This is a genomic window from Halopseudomonas phragmitis (genome assembly GCF_002056295.1).
Lineage (GTDB): Bacteria > Pseudomonadota > Gammaproteobacteria > Pseudomonadales > Pseudomonadaceae > Halopseudomonas > Halopseudomonas phragmitis.
On sequence record NZ_CP020100.1, the window covers coordinates 2257972 to 2272782 of the forward strand.

Sequence of the window (14811 nt, forward strand, 5' to 3'; positions counted from 1 at the left end):
CCGGTTATGCGTATTTCGACCATTCAGGCTTTCAATAACGGCGTCAACGGCTTGCAGACCAACTATGCGAGCCTGACCCGAACTCAGCAGCAGATCAGTACCGGGATGCGCATACTGTCGCCTGCCGATGATCCGGTGGCCTCGGTGCGGCTGTTGCAACTGGATCAGGAGGCCTCCAGGCTAAGCCAGTACAAGGCCAATCTTGATGCTGCGGAAAACAGTCTGACTCAGGAAGAGATCGTGTTGCAGTCGGTGGTCAACATCATGCAGCGGATCCGCGAGATTGCCGTACAGGCTGGTAATGGCGCTCTGGACAGCGGTGATCGGGCCAGTCTGGCGCAGGAACTCAAGCAGCGTGAAGACGAGCTGTTCGGGCTGTTCAATAGCCAGAATGCCCGTGGCGAGTATCTGTTTGCCGGTTATCAGGGCAAGACTCAGCCGTTTATCCGCGAGCCCGATGGCAGTTACAGCTATCAGGGTGATGAGGGCCAGCGGTTTCTCGAGATCGCCAGCGGCAACCAGATTGCCATCAATGATAACGGCAAGGCGCTGTTTCTCGATATTCCCAATGCCAACCGGGTCGATACGGCTGCTGATCCGGGTAATACCGGTAGTGCGCGGATTTCTCTTGGGCAGGTGGAGAACAAGCTGGCCTTCGACAATCAGCTCTATCCGCTGGGTGGGGTACAGATCGTCTTTTCCAGCACCACGGACTACGAGATTGTCGACAGCAACGGCGATCCGTTGGCGCCCCCGGTCACCGGTCAGCTAAGCCCCAACGAGGACAATGAATACACCATCCGCTATGGTGGGGTAGCCATTACCCTCAATGGCGAGCCCGCAGCGGGCGACAGCTTCAGCATTACCCCCAGTGGAGAGGAAAAGCGAGGCATCCTCGACAGTATCCGGGTGTTGCGCCAGGCACTGGAAAATGCTGAAGACACTCCCGACGGTAATCTGGCCACCCGCGACGCAGTGGCGGTGGGTCTGCTCAATATCGACAATGCCATCGGCACGGTGTTAAGCAAACAGACCGAACTGGGTGCGCGGCTCAACGTGATCGATACCCGGCGTGATGAGAACCTTGATCTGACCCTGATCAACCAGTCGGTTACCTCGGAGCTGCAGGATCTGGACTATGCCGAGGCACTCAGCCGTCTCAGCCTGCAAACCGTGCTGCTGGAGGCGTCACAGCAGAGCTTCGTCAAGATCAACGGCCTGAGCCTGTTCAATCTGCTGCGCTGAGGCGTTGACGGTTCTCGTCTTGCAATAATCGTATGAAAGCCCGGGCGGCCGGCGACAGTGGTCGTCCGACCCGGGTTACCAGGCCATAACTGGTACCGGGCAGCAGTTCCGGCCAGTCCAGCAATACCAGCTCTCCACGTGCCAGGTCCGGGTCCAGAATGTCTCGTGTGGCAAAGCTCAGGGCGTCACTGTGGCGTACCAGGCGCATCAGTACGTCCAGGTTGTCGCATTCCAGGTTGATCAGTGGCTCGCGGCCGGCAAGTGTGCGGCTCATGTAATCATGCACCGGTTGCGGCAAGCGGAAGCTTGCCAGTGGATAGGTGTTGAGGTCGGCATTGTTTAGTCCGGCCTTGTTGGCAAGCGGATGGCCGGCCCGGCAGAACAGTACGCTGGGGTTTTGGCGTAGCGGCAGCACATGCAATTGCGGATCCTGCTCCAGCTCCCGGATATCGGCGACGAACAGTTCCAGGGTGTCAGCCAGCAAGCGCTCGCGTAACTCTTCCCAATGCTGGATGACCAGCTTCAGCGCCACGCCGGGGTGCTGGCGATTGAACCGGCCCATGGTTGCAGGCACCAGTCGGGCAGCCGGGAAGGGACCGGCGCCAATCAGCAGTTCGCCTGACTCCAGATCGTTGAACTGTTGCAGGGCGTTTTTCAGCGCTGCACTGCCGGCCAGCAGGCGTTTGGCGTGTTCAAGTACCAACTGTCCCTGTGGGGTCAGTTCCACGCCCTTGCCGCCACGAATGATCAGTGGGCAACCCAGGCGCTGCTCCAGGTTCTGGATGCTGCGGGTTAGTGCAGGCTGGCTCAGGCCGATGGCTTCCCCAGCGCGAATAAAGCCCTGGTGTTCGACCAGGGCAACAAAATGGCGCAGGGCGCGCAGGTCGATGGGCTGACTCATTGGTCGTTGCTTCCGGTAGCGGCCAGGTTGTCGAGAATCGGACAGTCTGGCCGGGTATCACCATGGCAACAGTGCGCCAGGTGGGCGAGGGTGTCTCGGATAGCCTGAAGATCAGCAATCTTCTGTTCCAGCTCAAGCACATGTCCCTGGACCAGGGTTTTGACCTCCGCGCTGCTGCGTTCGCGGTCCTGCCACAGAGCCAGAAGCTGGGCAATCTGTTCGATCGAAAAGCCCAGACCACGGGCGCGATGAATGAACCGCAGGGTATGCAGGTCGCGTTCGTCATAGCGGCGATAACCTGCCGCGCTGCGAGCGGCATCGGGCAGCAGATCGATGCTCTCGTAATGACGGATCATGCGCGGGGTCAGACCACTGTGTTTGGCTGCTTGGCTGATATTCATTGCTGTTCTCTATCCAGGTCTGGCCGCCAGCGCTTGAGCAGCAGGGCATTGGTCACCACACTGACGCTGCTGGCCGCCATCATGGCGCCGGCCATCATCGGATTGAGCAGGCCGATGGCTGCCAACGGGATGCCCAGACTGTTGTAGATGAAGGCCCAGAACAGATTTTGACGGATTTTGCGCCAGGTGTGCCGGGAAATATCCAGTGCCGCAGGGACCAGTTGCGGTTCACCGCGCATCAGGGTGATACCGGCGCTGTGCATGGCCACGTCGGTGCCGGTAGCCATGGCCATGCCGACATCGGCGGCGCTCAGGGCTGGGGCGTCATTGATGCCGTCGCCGATCATCGCCACCACCCGGCCTTGTTCGCGTAGACGCTGAACGTGTTGAGCTTTGTCCTCGGGCAGTACTTGGGACTCAACATGCTTGATTCCCAATTCAGCGCCGACGCTGTTGGCGGCAGCCTGACTGTCGCCACTAATCAGCCAGGTGTCTATACCCTGCTGGCGCAACTGTGCGACGGTATCCCGGGCGCCGTCCTTGATCTGGTCGGCATAGGCCAGCAGGGCCTGGGCTTTGACTTGCCCGGGCTGCCCGGCAGCCAGCCAGGACAGGGTATGGCCCTGGGCTTCGTGGTTGTCGGCCTGGGCCTGGCTGGAGTTCAGCTCCACGCCCAACTCATTCATCAGCAGGCGGTTGCCAAGCCAGACTGACTGACCGTTGACCAGACCGCTGGCACCGCGACCGGCCTGAACCCGGAACTGCTCGGCGTCGGCGCTGCTGATTCCGTGCTGGATGGCATAGTCACGCAGGGCCGCGGCCAGTGGGTGTTCGGCCTGACGCTGAACCGCCAGGGCCAGGCTTAGCGCAGCATCATGCTCCGCCCCATTCAGTGGCTCAAAGGCTTGAACCACAGGCTTGCCCAGGGTCAGGGTGCCAGTCTTGTCGAAGATCACCGTATCGACCCGATGGGCCTGCTCCAGCGCTTCAGCGTCACGAATCAGAATGCCATGGCGGGCGGCCACCCCGGTACCGACCATGATCGCGGTAGGGGTGGCCAGGCCGAGTGCACAGGGACAGGCAATCACCAGCACGGCGATGGCATTGAGCAAGGCCTGCTCAGGGCCGAACCACAGGCTGCCCAGCGCCCAGGCCGCAACGGCAATGACCAGAACCACCGGCACGAACACTGCACTGACTCGGTCTACCAGGCGCTGGATCGGCGCCTTGGACGCCTGGGCGTTTTCCACCAGCCGGACGATTTTCGACAACAGGGTGTCCTGGCCGATGGCGGCGGTATCGAGCAGCAACATGCCGTCCTGATTCATCGCTCCGGCACTGACCCGGTCGCCAGGCTGCCGGCTGACCGGCAGGCTTTCACCGGTCAGCATCGATTCATCCACATGGCTGCCACCTTCGAGCACCAGGCCATCGACCGGAATGCGCTCACCGGGTTGAACCACTACCTGGTCACCAATCCTGATCTCGCTCAGGGCGACCAGTTCATCACCCTGGGCTGTTCGCCGCCGAGCCTTGTCCGGGCGCAGGGCGGTCAGAGCTCGGATTGCTTCCAGAGTCTGGCCCTTGGCCCGGCTTTCCAGATATTTGCCCAGCAGCACGAAACTGATGATGATCGCTGATGCTTCGTAATAGAGCACCGGCATCTGACCGGCCGGGGTGCTGAACACATGCCAGGTGCTCAGGCTCCAGCCAGCCGATGTGCCGATGGCCACCAGCAGGTCCATGTTGCCGGTACGGTTGCGCAGGGCATGCCAGGCGCCCTGATAGAAGCGGGCACCGAACACGAACTGGACGATTGAGGCCAACAACAGTTGCAACAGGGCAGGCAGCATCAGGTCGTGGCGGCCGAACAGTTCCGGCAGCATGCCCAGCGCCAGCGGCGCGCTGAGCAGGGCTGCAGCGATCAGGTGTCGGCGTTCACGTTGCAGGCGTTGGTGTTGGGGATCTGTTTCACTGCCGCCCGTCGTTTCCTGCTGGTTCAGCCACTGACCGGGGTAGCCGGCCTTGACCAGTGCCTGTAACAGACTGTCTGGGTCAGTGCCTGCGAGCAATCTGACTCGGGCCTGTTGACTGGCCAGATTGACCTCGGCGCTGAGTACGCCAGGGACTTTGAGCAGGGCGGTTTCGCTGCGGCGTACGCAGCCGGCGCAGGTCAGGTTGCTCAGACTCAGCAGGCGCTCTTCGATAGCCACGCCATAGCCAGCATGCTGCACAGCCTCGCAGGCGGCCGCGAGTTGTTCAGGTTGTTCAAGTTGCAGTTGGGCAGTTTCCGCGGCCAGGTTGACCTGGGCGGTCCCGATCCCGGGAATTGCGCCCAGCGCCTGCTCAATCCGGCGCACGCAGCTGGCGCAGTTCATGCCGCTGATATGGAGGGTGACTGTGCTCATGATCCAGCTCCTGAAGATAGGACAACCAGATCATGAGCCTTGACATGATGTCAAGGTCAACAGCCCCTAGTATTTCCCCAACGGCTCAGCTCGGCTTGCTGGGATCGACAAAACCGTCCGGTTTGACCACCAGCACATCGCAGGGGACATCATCGAGTAGTCGCTCGGCGGTGTGTCCAAGCAGGGCGCTGTCCAGACGTGAACGCGATACCGCCCCCATCACCAGCAGGTCGATATCCTGGTCGCTGGCGAACGCCGGAATTGCCTCTTCCGGATAGCCCTGCAGCAGATTTCGGTGTGAGGCGTCTACTCCGGTCTGATTGGCCAGTTGCTCAAAAGCGCTGGCGTGGCGTTGGCGAACATCATCGGCATAACCATCGTAATCGGTGATCACACTGGCATCGAAAACCAGGGTGCGCGGCAGCGGGTTATAGCAGTGCACGACATGGGGCTGGCTGTTGGTTAGCTTGGCCAGACCCTGGGTCAGGGAGATCAGTTTCAGGTCCAGTGCCGCCGGTTTGTCCGCCTCGTGCAGCGGATCGACGCTGGCGCAGAGTTTTTGCAGCGGTCGATCGGCCTGCTTGACCAGCCAGACCGGTACTTCGCTATGGCGGATCAGCTGCCAGTCGGTATTACTCAGTAGCAGGCGCTTGAGCACATTGTGGTGGTGGGTGGTTTTCAGCACCAGATCAGCCTGGTATTCAGCGATGGCGCGCAGAATATGGCGGTCCAGACGCTTGCCCCAGAGTGCTTCGGTATCGACTTTGAGGCCCTTGTCGCGCAGTGGTTTGGCCAGCCGCTCGAGAAAGCCTTCACGATGTCTGATCAATGATGCGCGCGCCTTCTCCAGGCCGGGGGTGTCGAACAGAACACCCCCGTCGAGCGCAGGAATGTAGTCGCACAGAAACAGGGTGATCCGAGCCTGCGGATAGTGAGCGCTCAGCTGCTCGGCACGACGCAGGCAGGGTTGCTCATCTTCACTGGTGGGGTCGATGACTACCAGCATGTGTCGAATATCCATGATCTACTCCTTTCAAGGGAATGTTCCAAGGTTAGGCCATTGATCAGAGCCTTACACTGATCTGGGTCAATTTGACCGTTGCCCTTGAGAAACCTCGGGACTGGCCGATAACCTGACAAACCATCGCAAAGATCATTGCCATGTCAAAAACTCTGCTAGCCGCACTTGCCCTGGGCATTTTGGCCGGTTGCGCCTCGAACGCCCATAACAGTCACCTGAATCAGGCCTATCAGGCCTATGATCGGGGCGACTGTGCCCAGACCATTTTCCAGTTGTCCCGGGCCGAGCGGGCCAGCCGTTCGCGACCGCATCTGCAACCGGAAATCTCATTGTTGAGGGGGCTGTGTCTGGAGCGTCAGGCTCTGTACGTGGATGCCGCGCAGACTTACCGTTACCTGCTCCGGCATTACCCCAATAGTGAGTATAGTTATCGGGCCGGCGCACGCCTGGAGACCCTGCGTCAATTGGGTCATTACCAGCCGGATCAGCGCTTGCCGCCCGAGCGCCCCTGAGTGTGCGGTTCACTATATGGCCCTTGGCCGTACTTGGGGGCTGGGCTATGCTTAGCGAACTGATACCCGACTGGTATCAGCTCCTGGACCCTAGCGGCTATGCGAATTCGTCAGCTTGTCATCATCTGCCTGGTGCTGTGGTTTGGCCCGGTTGCCGCCAGCGAGATCTATCGCTGGGTGGACGAGCACGGCCAGGTCCATTTCGGTGAGCGCCCGCGCGAGGGCGCACAACGGGTTGAAGTGAGACCTCAGGTGGTCGAACGTGATGCCCAGGTGCGCCAGCGGGAACAGAATCTCCAGCGTCTGATGGATGTACGCACCGAGGAACGTGCGGCGCGACAAACCGCTGTACTTGAACAGCGGGCCAGGCAACAAAGCCATTGTGATGCTCTGCGCCGAGAGTTGGCGCGGTTCGATGGCCGGGTCCTCTGGTACGAGGAGGATGCCAACGGCAAGCGGATGGAGGTGGAACCTAAACGAGTCGAGGCGCGCAAGAACGCCTTGCAAGCTGAAATCAGGGAGCGTTGCTGAATATGCAGACGACGCCTGTTCCGGAGTCCCCGGAGCATATCGAAAAACGCCAGATCACCCGGCATCAGCTAGGAGCTTACCTGCAGGTTTTCAATCAGTGCACCGGTCGGCCGATAGGCTATTTGGGTAATGTATCGCGTCAGGGTCTGATGCTGATCAGCCCGTTGCCGTTGATGGTCGATGAACTGTTTGAACTGCAATTGCGCCTGCCGTCCAGTTTGCACCCCTATCAGCGGTTGGACTTTCAGGCCCGAAGCCACTGGTGTCGCGAAGATGTCACTCCGGGGCACTTCGATACTGGCTTCAGCCTGGTGGGTAACCAGCCGGCTTTTGCTGAACTGACCGATGCGCTGACCCGCTACTTCAGTTTCATGCGCACGGAAGATGCCTGAACGCCCAGCATCGGGTACCCTGCGGCTTTGTGTTGCAGGGAGAGGGGTATGGCCGAGAGTTTTTTCTGGTACGACTTCGAGTCAACCGGCATCGATCCGCGTCGTGACCGGCCTCTGCAGGTGGCCGGCGTTCGCACCGATGCAGAGTTGAACGAGGTCGACGATCCACTGTGCATCGATTGCCAACTGTCGCCGGATATTCTGCCGCATCCGATGGCCTGTCTGGTTACCGGGATAGGCCCGGAACGGGTCATGGCGGGGCTGCCCGAGGCTGAATTCATTCAGCGTCTGCATCATGAAATGGCTACGCCGGGCACCTGTAGCGTGGGTTACAACAACCTGCGCTTCGACGACGAGATGACCCGTTTCAGCCTGTACCGGAATTTCTATGATCCCTATGCCCGTGAGTGGCAGTCAGGCAATAGTCGCTGGGACCTGCTTGATGGCTTGCGTGCCGCCCACGCCTTGCGCCCCGAGGGCATCGAGTGGCCACAGCAAGACGGGCTGGTCAGCCTGCGCCTGGAGCTGCTGACGGCCGCCAATGGCATTGATCATGGTCAGGCTCATGATGCTTTGGCCGATGTCCGTGCGACCATTGCCATGGCTCGCCTGTTGCGTCAGACCCAGCCGAAACTGTTCAACTATCTGCTGGGGCTGCGCCGTAAGCCGGCGGTTAATGCCCTGATTGATCTGCGCAACGTTCGACCGCTGGTCCATGTGTCTGGTCGTTTCGGGCGTGAGCGTCACGGATTGGCGCTGGTGTTGCCGCTGGGCTGGCATCCGGTCAATCGCAATGCATTGATTGTCTATGACCTCGCTGCCGACCCGGGCCTGCTCAATGAGCTGACGGCCGAGCAGTTGCGTCAGCGCCTGTACACTCGTCAGGAAGACTTGGCCGAGGGGCAGCAGCGTCCGGGGCTGAAGTTGGTGCATATCAATCGCTGTCCGTTTCTGGCCGACCTCAAGGTGTTGCGCGCTGAAGATATTGCGCGTCTGGGGCTGGATATGCCGCTTTTGCTGGCTAATGCCCAGGCTCTGGGGACATGGCGGGAAACCGGCCAGGCGCTGCTCAGGGAAGTTTACAGTGATACGGCTGAGCAGAAGGAGGCTCAGTCTGATCCAGAGTTGCAACTCTATGACGGGTTTCTTAACGATACGGACAGGCAGTTGCTGCCGGACATTCGCCAGGCTGACCCCGATACACTGGCTCGACACTCCTGGCCCTTACGTGACCAGCGGTTGGTTGATCTGTTGTTCCGTTATCGGGCGCGTAACTTTCCCGATACTCTGACTGCAAGCGAGCAGGAACAGTGGCGGCAGTTTTGTCGGCAGCGGCTTCAGGGGCGGCTGCCCGGAGCACCATTGACCCTGGCAGACTTTAATCGGGTCTTGAGTGAGGCGATGCCCCAAGCTTCTGCTCAACAGCAGCAGTTGCTGCAAGACTGGCAGCGCTATGCCGAGGATCTAGCCCGTTATCTGGCCGTGAAGATGGAGTGATCCGAGTCAATAAAAAACGCCCAGATCAATGGGCGTTTTTTATTGTTTCAGTGCTTCTAGCCAAGCACCTTGGCCCAGCTTTCAACAGTATCGGCACCGTACTGCTCTTTCCAGGCTTTCAGGGTCTTGTGGTTGCCGCCTTTGGTTTCGACAACTTCACCAGTGTTCGGGTTCTTGTACTGTTTGACCTTGCGCGCGCGCTTGGCGCCTGCAGTGGCCTTGCCGGCCTTGGCAGCGGGGGTCAGTTTGTTATCCGGGTCGAGCAGAGCGACTACATCTTTCAACGACTTCCCGTATTGGCTCATCAGCCCTTTGAGTTTTTCTTCAAACTCGATTTCTTTCTTGAGCTTGTCGTCGTTCGACAGAGACTTCAATCGTTCGGAAAGTTCACGGATGGTTTCTTCGATCTGACGATACTCTTGCAACTTGGACATGGAAGTTGATCCTTGTTTCCTGAAATTGGGGATGACGTGGCAATCATAGTTAAAACGACAAAGTTATACAATGTGTCGGTTGGAATGAGGTTGATTGAAAATTACAACTATGTGACTGCGTCGATAGGTCGCAGGCCTTTTCGACAAGTGCTGAAAATATTCATCAGGCCGGCTAGAATGCCCGCCTTGGTCGCGTCAACTTTGTCAGGCGCGCAGTGTGGGAGTTGAGTAATGCGTACCTATCGTTTGGTAATCGCCTGTCCGGATCGGGTAGGTATTGTGGCTAAAGTCAGTAACTTGCTGGCCACCTATAATGGCTGGATCAGTGAAGCCAATCATCATTCGGATAACCTGTCGGGCTGGTTTTTCATGCGTCATGAGATCCGGGCTGATTCCCTGCCATTTGATCTGGATGGTTTGCGTACGGTTTTTGCTCCTATTGCCGCCGAGTTCTCAATGGACTGGAGGGTAAGTGATTCCTCCGAGCGCAAGAAAGTTGTGTTGATGGCCAGCCGCGAATCGCACTGTCTGGCCGACTTGCTACATCGTTGGCACAGCGGGGAGCTGGCTTGCGATATCACCAGTGTGATTTCCAACCATGATGATCTGCGCAGCATGGTCGAGTGGCACGGTATTCCTTTCCATCATGTGCCGGTTGATCCGCAGAACAAACAACCGGCCTTTGCCGAAGTGACCCGCCTGGTGGATGAACAGGGTGCCGACTGTATTGTGCTGGCGCGCTATATGCAGATTCTGCCGCCGGAGCTGTGCCAGCGCTATGCGCATCGGATCATCAATATTCACCACAGCTTCCTGCCGTCGTTCGTCGGCGCCAAGCCGTATCACCAGGCTGCTCAGCGCGGGGTCAAGCTGATTGGCGCCACCTGCCACTATGTGACCGAGGAGCTGGATGCCGGCCCTATCATTGAGCAGGATGTGGCCCGGATTACCCACCGGCACAATGTTGAAGACATGGTGCGGCTCGGGAAAGACGTGGAAAAAATGGTACTTTCGCGCGGTTTGCGCTATCACTTGGAAGACAGGGTACTGGTTCACGACAACAAAACCGTGGTTTTTAACTGATGGTGAATTGAGGTTGTGGCCGGACCCTCCAACAAGAGAGGAGGCCCTATGCTCAAGTCAGTCAAAGTGCGCGACTACATGACGACTGATCTGGTGACATTCAGCCCGGAAACTGACCTGTTCCGGGCTATTGACACCCTGATCGAACATCGTATTTCTGGTGCGCCGGTAGTGGACGGTGAGGGCCACTTGCTTGGCCTGCTGTCCGAAAGTGACTGCCTCAAGGGCATTTTGTCCGGGAGTTACTTCGAGGAAGCCGGTGGTCGGGTTGAGTCGGTGATGACGGTGGTGGTGGAAACCATCGATGCCGATGCCGATATCATCAAGGCTGGTGAACACTTCATTCAGAAACATCGACGGCGTTTGCCGGTGATGGATGAAGGCCTGCTGGTGGGGCAGATCAGTCGTCGGGATATTCTGCGCGCGGTCAAGGCCTACAATCATCACGGTGCTCCCAAATGACCGACCTCTGGCGCGATGATGATCAGGACTATGACCCGTTGGGGCAGGCGGTGGCTGGTTTGCCACCGGTCATAGGTGGCGTTTGTCTCGCGCGCTTCGATCCTGAAGCTATGAACGCTGACAGCGGTACCGACTTTGCTGCGGTAGCCGATCTGGCGGCGACCCAGGAGGCCGCCGCCGACTCGGATTCAGATCCGGAAGCTGCCGACCAGCTCACGTAGTCGGTTGACCTGCTGCTCCAGTGAGGTACAGGCGCGCAGGGTCGATTGCAGGTTTTCCACCCCTTCCTGATTGAGGGTGTTGATCTCGGTGATGTCCATATTCAGGCTTTCGATCACCGATGTCTGTTCTTCGGTGGCGGTGGCGACCGACTGATTCATGTTGTCAATCTCGCCAATCCCCTGGGTGATCTCTGTCAGCCGCTGCCCGGCCTGACTGGCTACTTCGACGCTGTGCTCGCTGTAGCGCTGACTCTCCTCCATGTTTTTCACCGCGGTGCTGGCATCGCTGCGCAGTTCTTCAATCATGTCATGGATTTCCTTGGCCGAGCTCTGAGTCCGGTGAGCGAGGCTGCGGACCTCGTCAGCGACTACGGCAAAACCGCGACCGGCCTCACCGGCACGGGCGGCTTCGATCGCCGCATTGAGTGCCAGCAGGTTGGTCTGCTCGGAAATCCCCTGGATAACGTCGAGGATCTTACCGATATCTTCGGTGCGGTGGCTCAGGGACTGGATGGTCTGGCTGGAAGCGGTGATCTTGGCCGACAGGTCCTGCATGGCCTGAATGGTCTGGGCCACGACCTGACTACCCTGGTCGGCTCCACTGCGCGCGCCGCTGGCCTGCTGTGAGGCATCTGCTGCGTTGCGGGCAATTTCCTGGGCGGCGGCGCCCAACTCATTGATCGCGGTGGCTACGCTGTTGGTGCGACTGGCCTGTTCATCTGAGCTGGCCATATTGGCATTGGAGGCGTTGACCACATTCAGTGCGACATCGTTGAGTTCCTGGCTGGTGGTTGCCACCTGGCGAATCGAGGCGTGAATCCGCTCAACGAACTGGTTGAAGGCGGCAGCCAGGCGGCCAAATTCGTCGCGGCTGGTGACCGGCAGGCGGCGGGTCAGATCGCCTTCGCCCTGGGCGATATCTTCCAGCGCCGAGCCTAGCGAAGTCAGGGGTGTTAGCAGGTAGCGAATCAGCAGGCTGAGCAGCACGACAATGGCGATCAGGGCAATCAGTGCGGCGATCAACGCGGAAATACGGAAGCTGGTCAGGCTGGCAAAGGCCTGATCACGACTGATCGACAGCCCGACATGCCACTCCACGCCTGGCAGTCCTGTGACCGGGATGAAGGTCAGCAAGCGGGCTTCGCCGCCCATTACTGCATCCTGTAGCTCGCTGTTGATGCGTGGCGTGTCTCCAGGGTAGATCTGGCTCAGAGTCTGGGTTTGAAGGCTGGCATTGGGGTGTACCAGAATGGTGCCATCGCGGTTGACCAGGAACGCATAGCCCATGCCGTTGAAGTCCAGTGCGTTGATGATGGTCGAGATAGTTTTCAGGTTCAGGTCACCACCCACCACATCGTTGCCCGACGGGGTGGCGATGGTCATGATCAGGTCGCCAGTGGCGGCGTCGGTGTAAGGCTGGGTAAGAACGGTACGTCCGGCGGCCTTGGCGTCCCTGAACCAGGGCCGGGTGCGTGGATCATAGTCAGCCGGCATTTGTGAGTCCGGCCGCATGGTGAAGGCGCCGTTCATTTCGCCCAGATAACTGAAGTCGAAGGTGCGGTTGAGCGTGCGTTCTTCCAACAGCTCAATCATACGACTGCCATCGTCGGCGGCCAGATTGGAGGCCAGGTTCTCGAGTAACAGAACCCGGCCCGACAGCCAGTTGCTGATATTGGCCGCAGTCAAGCCGCCAGCATCACTCAGATAAGTGCGCAGATTGTCCTGCAGCGTCTTGCGCTGCAGGTAATCGTTGTAAAGGGAAAATGCCGAAAAGGCCGCGATTACCACAAGGCAAGCGGCGATCAGGATTTTCTGGCTGAAACTGAGTTGGTTGGGCATGGGGCGCAAGTCTCGTTAAAACAGAATAGGAAAGCATCACCTTGATAACGTCCAGGCGGCCAAAAACTTTAATCAGGGGGAACGCAGTGTTGTTTTTTTTGCCCCAGTCAGATGTCTGGTGATGGCGCTAAGCTATCATTGGCGGCGAGTCGGTTTCAGTTAACCGACAAAGGGTTCGCATTATAACCGTGAGCGCGATCATTCGGGCGCTCGTTCATCGATTAGGGATTCTTATGCTGTTGAGAAACTATTCCATCGCTGCCCGGCTGGCGGCGGGTTTTGCCGTGATGGCAGTAATTGTTTTGTTGTTAGGTATGCTGGGCATGCGTGAGATGGGACAGATGCGCCAGCAGGCTGAGGAGGTGGACAGCCACTGGGTGCCCGGCATGCAGTTGATCAACAGTTTTGGTCAGAACTTTATGCGGGTACGGATTTTTACCCTGCGCATCATGCTGGATGAGGACGGCAGCGATGCGGCCAGGCTCAACACGCAGATCAACGAAATGACTCGGCAGGTCGATGCCGACCGGCAGCGCTATGCAGCTCTCATAAGTTATCCGGATGAGCAACGCTTGTTCGAACAATTCAACCGCGGCTACGAGGGTTACCTGGCGGCCCAGCGTGAGGCATTGGATCTGGCATTGAACAATCGTTTTGATCTGGCCCTACAGCATGTTGACCAGGTATTGAATCCGCAGGCCGATCAGGTGACCCAGGCACTGCTGGCCCTGGAGCGTTATACGGTTGAGAGGGTGGGCGCTGCCGCCGATGAGTCTGCGGCGAGCTACTCCAGTGCGCGCAGCATGGTGATAGTTGCGGTCATTCTGGCGGCTCTGCTTACGGTTTTGCTGGCCTGGACCCTGACCCAGAGCATTATCGGTCCAATTCGCCAGGCCGTGCAGGTCAGTGAAACTGTGGCCAAGGGGGATCTGACCCGCTTGATCCAGGTTCAGGGTCGGGATGAACCGGCCCGCCTGTTGCGGGCGCTGGCGAGCATGCAGGAGCAGTTGCGCGACACTATTGTGGGCATTTCCAACTCCTCGACCCAACTGGCTTCGGCGGCCGAAGAGTTGAACGCCGTGACCGAGGATGCCACCCGTGGCCTGCAGCGCCAGGATGATGAAGTTCAGCAGGCGGCTACGGCGGTCAACGAGATGACTACCGCTGTCGAGGAAGTGGCCAGCAATGCTGCGTCCACCTCGGATCTCTCACAGCAGGCTACCCGGATTACCGAAGAAGGGCGTCAACAGGTCGGCAATACCCTGACCAGCATAGGAAAACTGACTGAAACCATCGGTGCTTCGGCAGATGAAGTACAGGATCTGGCCGCTCGGGCTCAGAGTATCAGCCAGGTGCTTGATGTGATCCGGGCAATCGCCGAGCAAACCAATTTGCTGGCACTCAATGCAGCGATCGAAGCGGCTCGTGCCGGCGAGGCCGGGCGCGGCTTTGCCGTGGTTGCCGATGAGGTGCGGGCGCTGGCCCATCGAACCCAACAGTCAACCAGCGAGATCGAAGAGATGATTTCCTCGATTCAGCAGGGCAGTGAGAGAGCGGTAGAGGCCATGGGTATCAGTCGTACCATGTCCGGCAATACCCAGGCCTTGGCCGATGCGGCGGGGCAGGCATTGCGTAGCATCAGTGAGGCAATCGGCCAGATCAACGAGCGCAATCTGGTGATCGCCAGTGCAGCTGAGGAGCAGGCCCAGGTGGCGCGTGAGGTTGACCGCAATCTGGTCAATATTCGAGACCTGTCTACCCAGTCTGCAGCCGGTGCCGAGCAGACCAGCAGCTCCAGCCGCGAGCTGTCGCGTCTGGCGGTAGAGCTGAATGACCTGGTAACGCGCTTCAAGGTCTAGGCAGG

General features: G+C 59.0%; 15 protein-coding genes. 9 read left to right on the plus strand and 6 right to left on the minus strand.

Annotated features, from left to right (window positions below; all coding sequences use genetic code 11):
• Positions 1-6: 6 nt before the first annotated feature.
• On the plus strand, positions 7-1245 hold the full coding sequence (gene flgL, locus BVH74_RS10460; RefSeq protein ID WP_080050010.1) for a flagellar hook-associated protein FlgL: 1239 nt from the start codon (positions 7-9) through the stop codon (positions 1243-1245).
• Here flgL and BVH74_RS10465 read toward each other — a convergent pair.
• From BVH74_RS10465 to BVH74_RS10480, 4 genes are all read right to left on the minus strand, one after another.
• Positions 1229-2146 carry a LysR family transcriptional regulator gene (locus BVH74_RS10465; RefSeq protein ID WP_080050011.1) on the minus strand — a complete coding sequence of 306 codons (918 nt, stop codon included), beginning with the start codon at positions 2144-2146 and terminating at the stop codon, positions 1229-1231. The two genes, flgL and BVH74_RS10465, sit on opposite strands and share 17 nt — an antisense overlap.
• A complete protein-coding gene (gene cueR / locus BVH74_RS10470) occupies positions 2143-2547 on the minus strand; it encodes a Cu(I)-responsive transcriptional regulator (RefSeq protein ID WP_080050012.1) in 405 nt (134 codons plus the stop codon). The genes BVH74_RS10465 and cueR overlap by 4 nt, the downstream gene beginning before the upstream one ends.
• Entirely contained in the window at positions 2544-4955 is a 2412-nt protein-coding gene (locus BVH74_RS10475; RefSeq protein WP_080050013.1) for a heavy metal translocating P-type ATPase, read from the minus strand. Before BVH74_RS10475 ends, cueR begins: the two co-directional genes overlap by 4 nt.
• Before the next feature lie 85 nt (positions 4956-5040).
• A complete protein-coding gene (locus tag BVH74_RS10480; protein ID WP_080050014.1) occupies positions 5041-5976 on the minus strand; it encodes a universal stress protein in 936 nt (311 codons plus the stop codon).
• A gap of 140 nt (positions 5977-6116) precedes the next feature.
• Here BVH74_RS10480 and BVH74_RS10485 point away from each other — a divergent pair, with 140 nt between their 5' ends.
• The 4 genes from BVH74_RS10485 to sbcB all read left to right on the plus strand — a co-directional run bounded on the left by BVH74_RS10485 (position 6117) and on the right by sbcB (position 8908).
• Positions 6117-6488 carry a tetratricopeptide repeat protein gene (locus BVH74_RS10485; RefSeq protein WP_080050015.1) on the plus strand — a complete coding sequence of 124 codons (372 nt, stop codon included), beginning with the start codon at positions 6117-6119 and terminating at the stop codon, positions 6486-6488.
• 99 nt (positions 6489-6587) lie between these two features.
• On the plus strand, positions 6588-7019 hold the full coding sequence (locus BVH74_RS10490; RefSeq protein WP_080050016.1) for a DUF4124 domain-containing protein: 432 nt from the start codon (positions 6588-6590) through the stop codon (positions 7017-7019).
• Positions 7020-7021: 2 nt separating this feature from the next.
• Positions 7022-7411, plus strand: coding sequence for a PilZ domain-containing protein (locus BVH74_RS10495; protein ID WP_080050017.1), 390 nt, complete (start codon positions 7022-7024; stop codon positions 7409-7411).
• 48 nt (positions 7412-7459) lie between these two features.
• On the plus strand, positions 7460-8908 hold the full coding sequence (sbcB, locus tag BVH74_RS10500; RefSeq protein ID WP_080050018.1) for an exodeoxyribonuclease I: 1449 nt from the start codon (positions 7460-7462) through the stop codon (positions 8906-8908).
• A 56-nt stretch (positions 8909-8964) separates the two neighbouring features.
• Here sbcB and mvaT read toward each other — a convergent pair whose 3' ends face one another.
• Positions 8965-9342: a histone-like nucleoid-structuring protein MvaT gene (gene mvaT, locus BVH74_RS10505; protein WP_080050019.1), complete on the minus strand. Its 378-nt coding sequence runs from the start codon at positions 9340-9342 to the stop codon at positions 8965-8967.
• Positions 9343-9573: 231 nt separating this feature from the next.
• Between mvaT and purU the strand changes: the two genes are divergently transcribed.
• Genes purU through BVH74_RS10520 form a run of 3 tightly spaced genes read left to right on the plus strand, consistent with a single transcriptional unit; the run spans position 9574 to position 11108 of the window.
• The gene (purU, locus tag BVH74_RS10510) at positions 9574-10425 is read left to right on the plus strand and encodes a formyltetrahydrofolate deformylase (RefSeq protein ID WP_080050020.1); all 852 of its coding nucleotides are present in this window, start codon (positions 9574-9576) and stop codon (positions 10423-10425) included.
• A gap of 48 nt (positions 10426-10473) precedes the next feature.
• Positions 10474-10887: a CBS domain-containing protein gene (locus BVH74_RS10515; protein ID WP_080050021.1), complete on the plus strand. Its 414-nt coding sequence runs from the start codon at positions 10474-10476 to the stop codon at positions 10885-10887.
• Positions 10884-11108: a hypothetical protein gene (locus BVH74_RS10520; RefSeq protein ID WP_080050022.1), complete on the plus strand. Its 225-nt coding sequence runs from the start codon at positions 10884-10886 to the stop codon at positions 11106-11108. Before BVH74_RS10515 ends, BVH74_RS10520 begins: the two co-directional genes overlap by 4 nt.
• Here the strand turns inward: BVH74_RS10520 and BVH74_RS10525 are convergent.
• Entirely contained in the window at positions 11076-12947 is a 1872-nt protein-coding gene (locus BVH74_RS10525) for a methyl-accepting chemotaxis protein (RefSeq protein WP_080050023.1), read from the minus strand. The genes BVH74_RS10520 and BVH74_RS10525 overlap by 33 nt on opposite strands.
• 233 nt (positions 12948-13180) lie before the next feature.
• Here BVH74_RS10525 and BVH74_RS10530 point away from each other — a divergent pair, with 233 nt between their 5' ends.
• The gene (locus BVH74_RS10530; protein WP_080050024.1) at positions 13181-14806 is read left to right on the plus strand and encodes a methyl-accepting chemotaxis protein; all 1626 of its coding nucleotides are present in this window, start codon (positions 13181-13183) and stop codon (positions 14804-14806) included.
• The last annotated feature ends 5 nt before the right edge of the window (positions 14807-14811 follow it).

What these genes read in the sequence shown, in the direction of transcription:
- BVH74_RS10530 (WP_080050024.1), top strand. Translation starts at nt 13,181, where the DNA reads ATGCTGTTGAGAAACTATTCCATCGCTGCCCGGCTGGCGGCGGGTTTT.
- BVH74_RS10485 (WP_080050015.1), top strand. Translation starts at nt 6,117, where the DNA reads ATGTCAAAAACTCTGCTAGCCGCACTTGCCCTGGGCATTTTGGCCGGT.
- mvaT (WP_080050019.1), bottom strand. Translation starts at nt 9,342, where the DNA reads ATGTCCAAGTTGCAAGAGTATCGTCAGATCGAAGAAACCATCCGTGAA.
- sbcB (WP_080050018.1), top strand. Translation starts at nt 7,460, where the DNA reads ATGGCCGAGAGTTTTTTCTGGTACGACTTCGAGTCAACCGGCATCGAT.
- BVH74_RS10465 (WP_080050011.1), bottom strand. Translation starts at nt 2,146, where the DNA reads ATGAGTCAGCCCATCGACCTGCGCGCCCTGCGCCATTTTGTTGCCCTG.
- BVH74_RS10525 (WP_080050023.1), bottom strand. Translation starts at nt 12,947, where the DNA reads ATGCCCAACCAACTCAGTTTCAGCCAGAAAATCCTGATCGCCGCTTGC.
- flgL (WP_080050010.1), top strand. Translation starts at nt 7, where the DNA reads ATGCGTATTTCGACCATTCAGGCTTTCAATAACGGCGTCAACGGCTTG.
- BVH74_RS10520 (WP_080050022.1), top strand. Translation starts at nt 10,884, where the DNA reads ATGACCGACCTCTGGCGCGATGATGATCAGGACTATGACCCGTTGGGG.
- BVH74_RS10495 (WP_080050017.1), top strand. Translation starts at nt 7,022, where the DNA reads ATGCAGACGACGCCTGTTCCGGAGTCCCCGGAGCATATCGAAAAACGC.
- BVH74_RS10515 (WP_080050021.1), top strand. Translation starts at nt 10,474, where the DNA reads ATGCTCAAGTCAGTCAAAGTGCGCGACTACATGACGACTGATCTGGTG.
- BVH74_RS10490 (WP_080050016.1), top strand. Translation starts at nt 6,588, where the DNA reads ATGCGAATTCGTCAGCTTGTCATCATCTGCCTGGTGCTGTGGTTTGGC.
- purU (WP_080050020.1), top strand. Translation starts at nt 9,574, where the DNA reads ATGCGTACCTATCGTTTGGTAATCGCCTGTCCGGATCGGGTAGGTATT.
- BVH74_RS10475 (WP_080050013.1), bottom strand. Translation starts at nt 4,955, where the DNA reads ATGAGCACAGTCACCCTCCATATCAGCGGCATGAACTGCGCCAGCTGC.
- BVH74_RS10480 (WP_080050014.1), bottom strand. Translation starts at nt 5,976, where the DNA reads ATGGATATTCGACACATGCTGGTAGTCATCGACCCCACCAGTGAAGAT.
- cueR (WP_080050012.1), bottom strand. Translation starts at nt 2,547, where the DNA reads ATGAATATCAGCCAAGCAGCCAAACACAGTGGTCTGACCCCGCGCATG.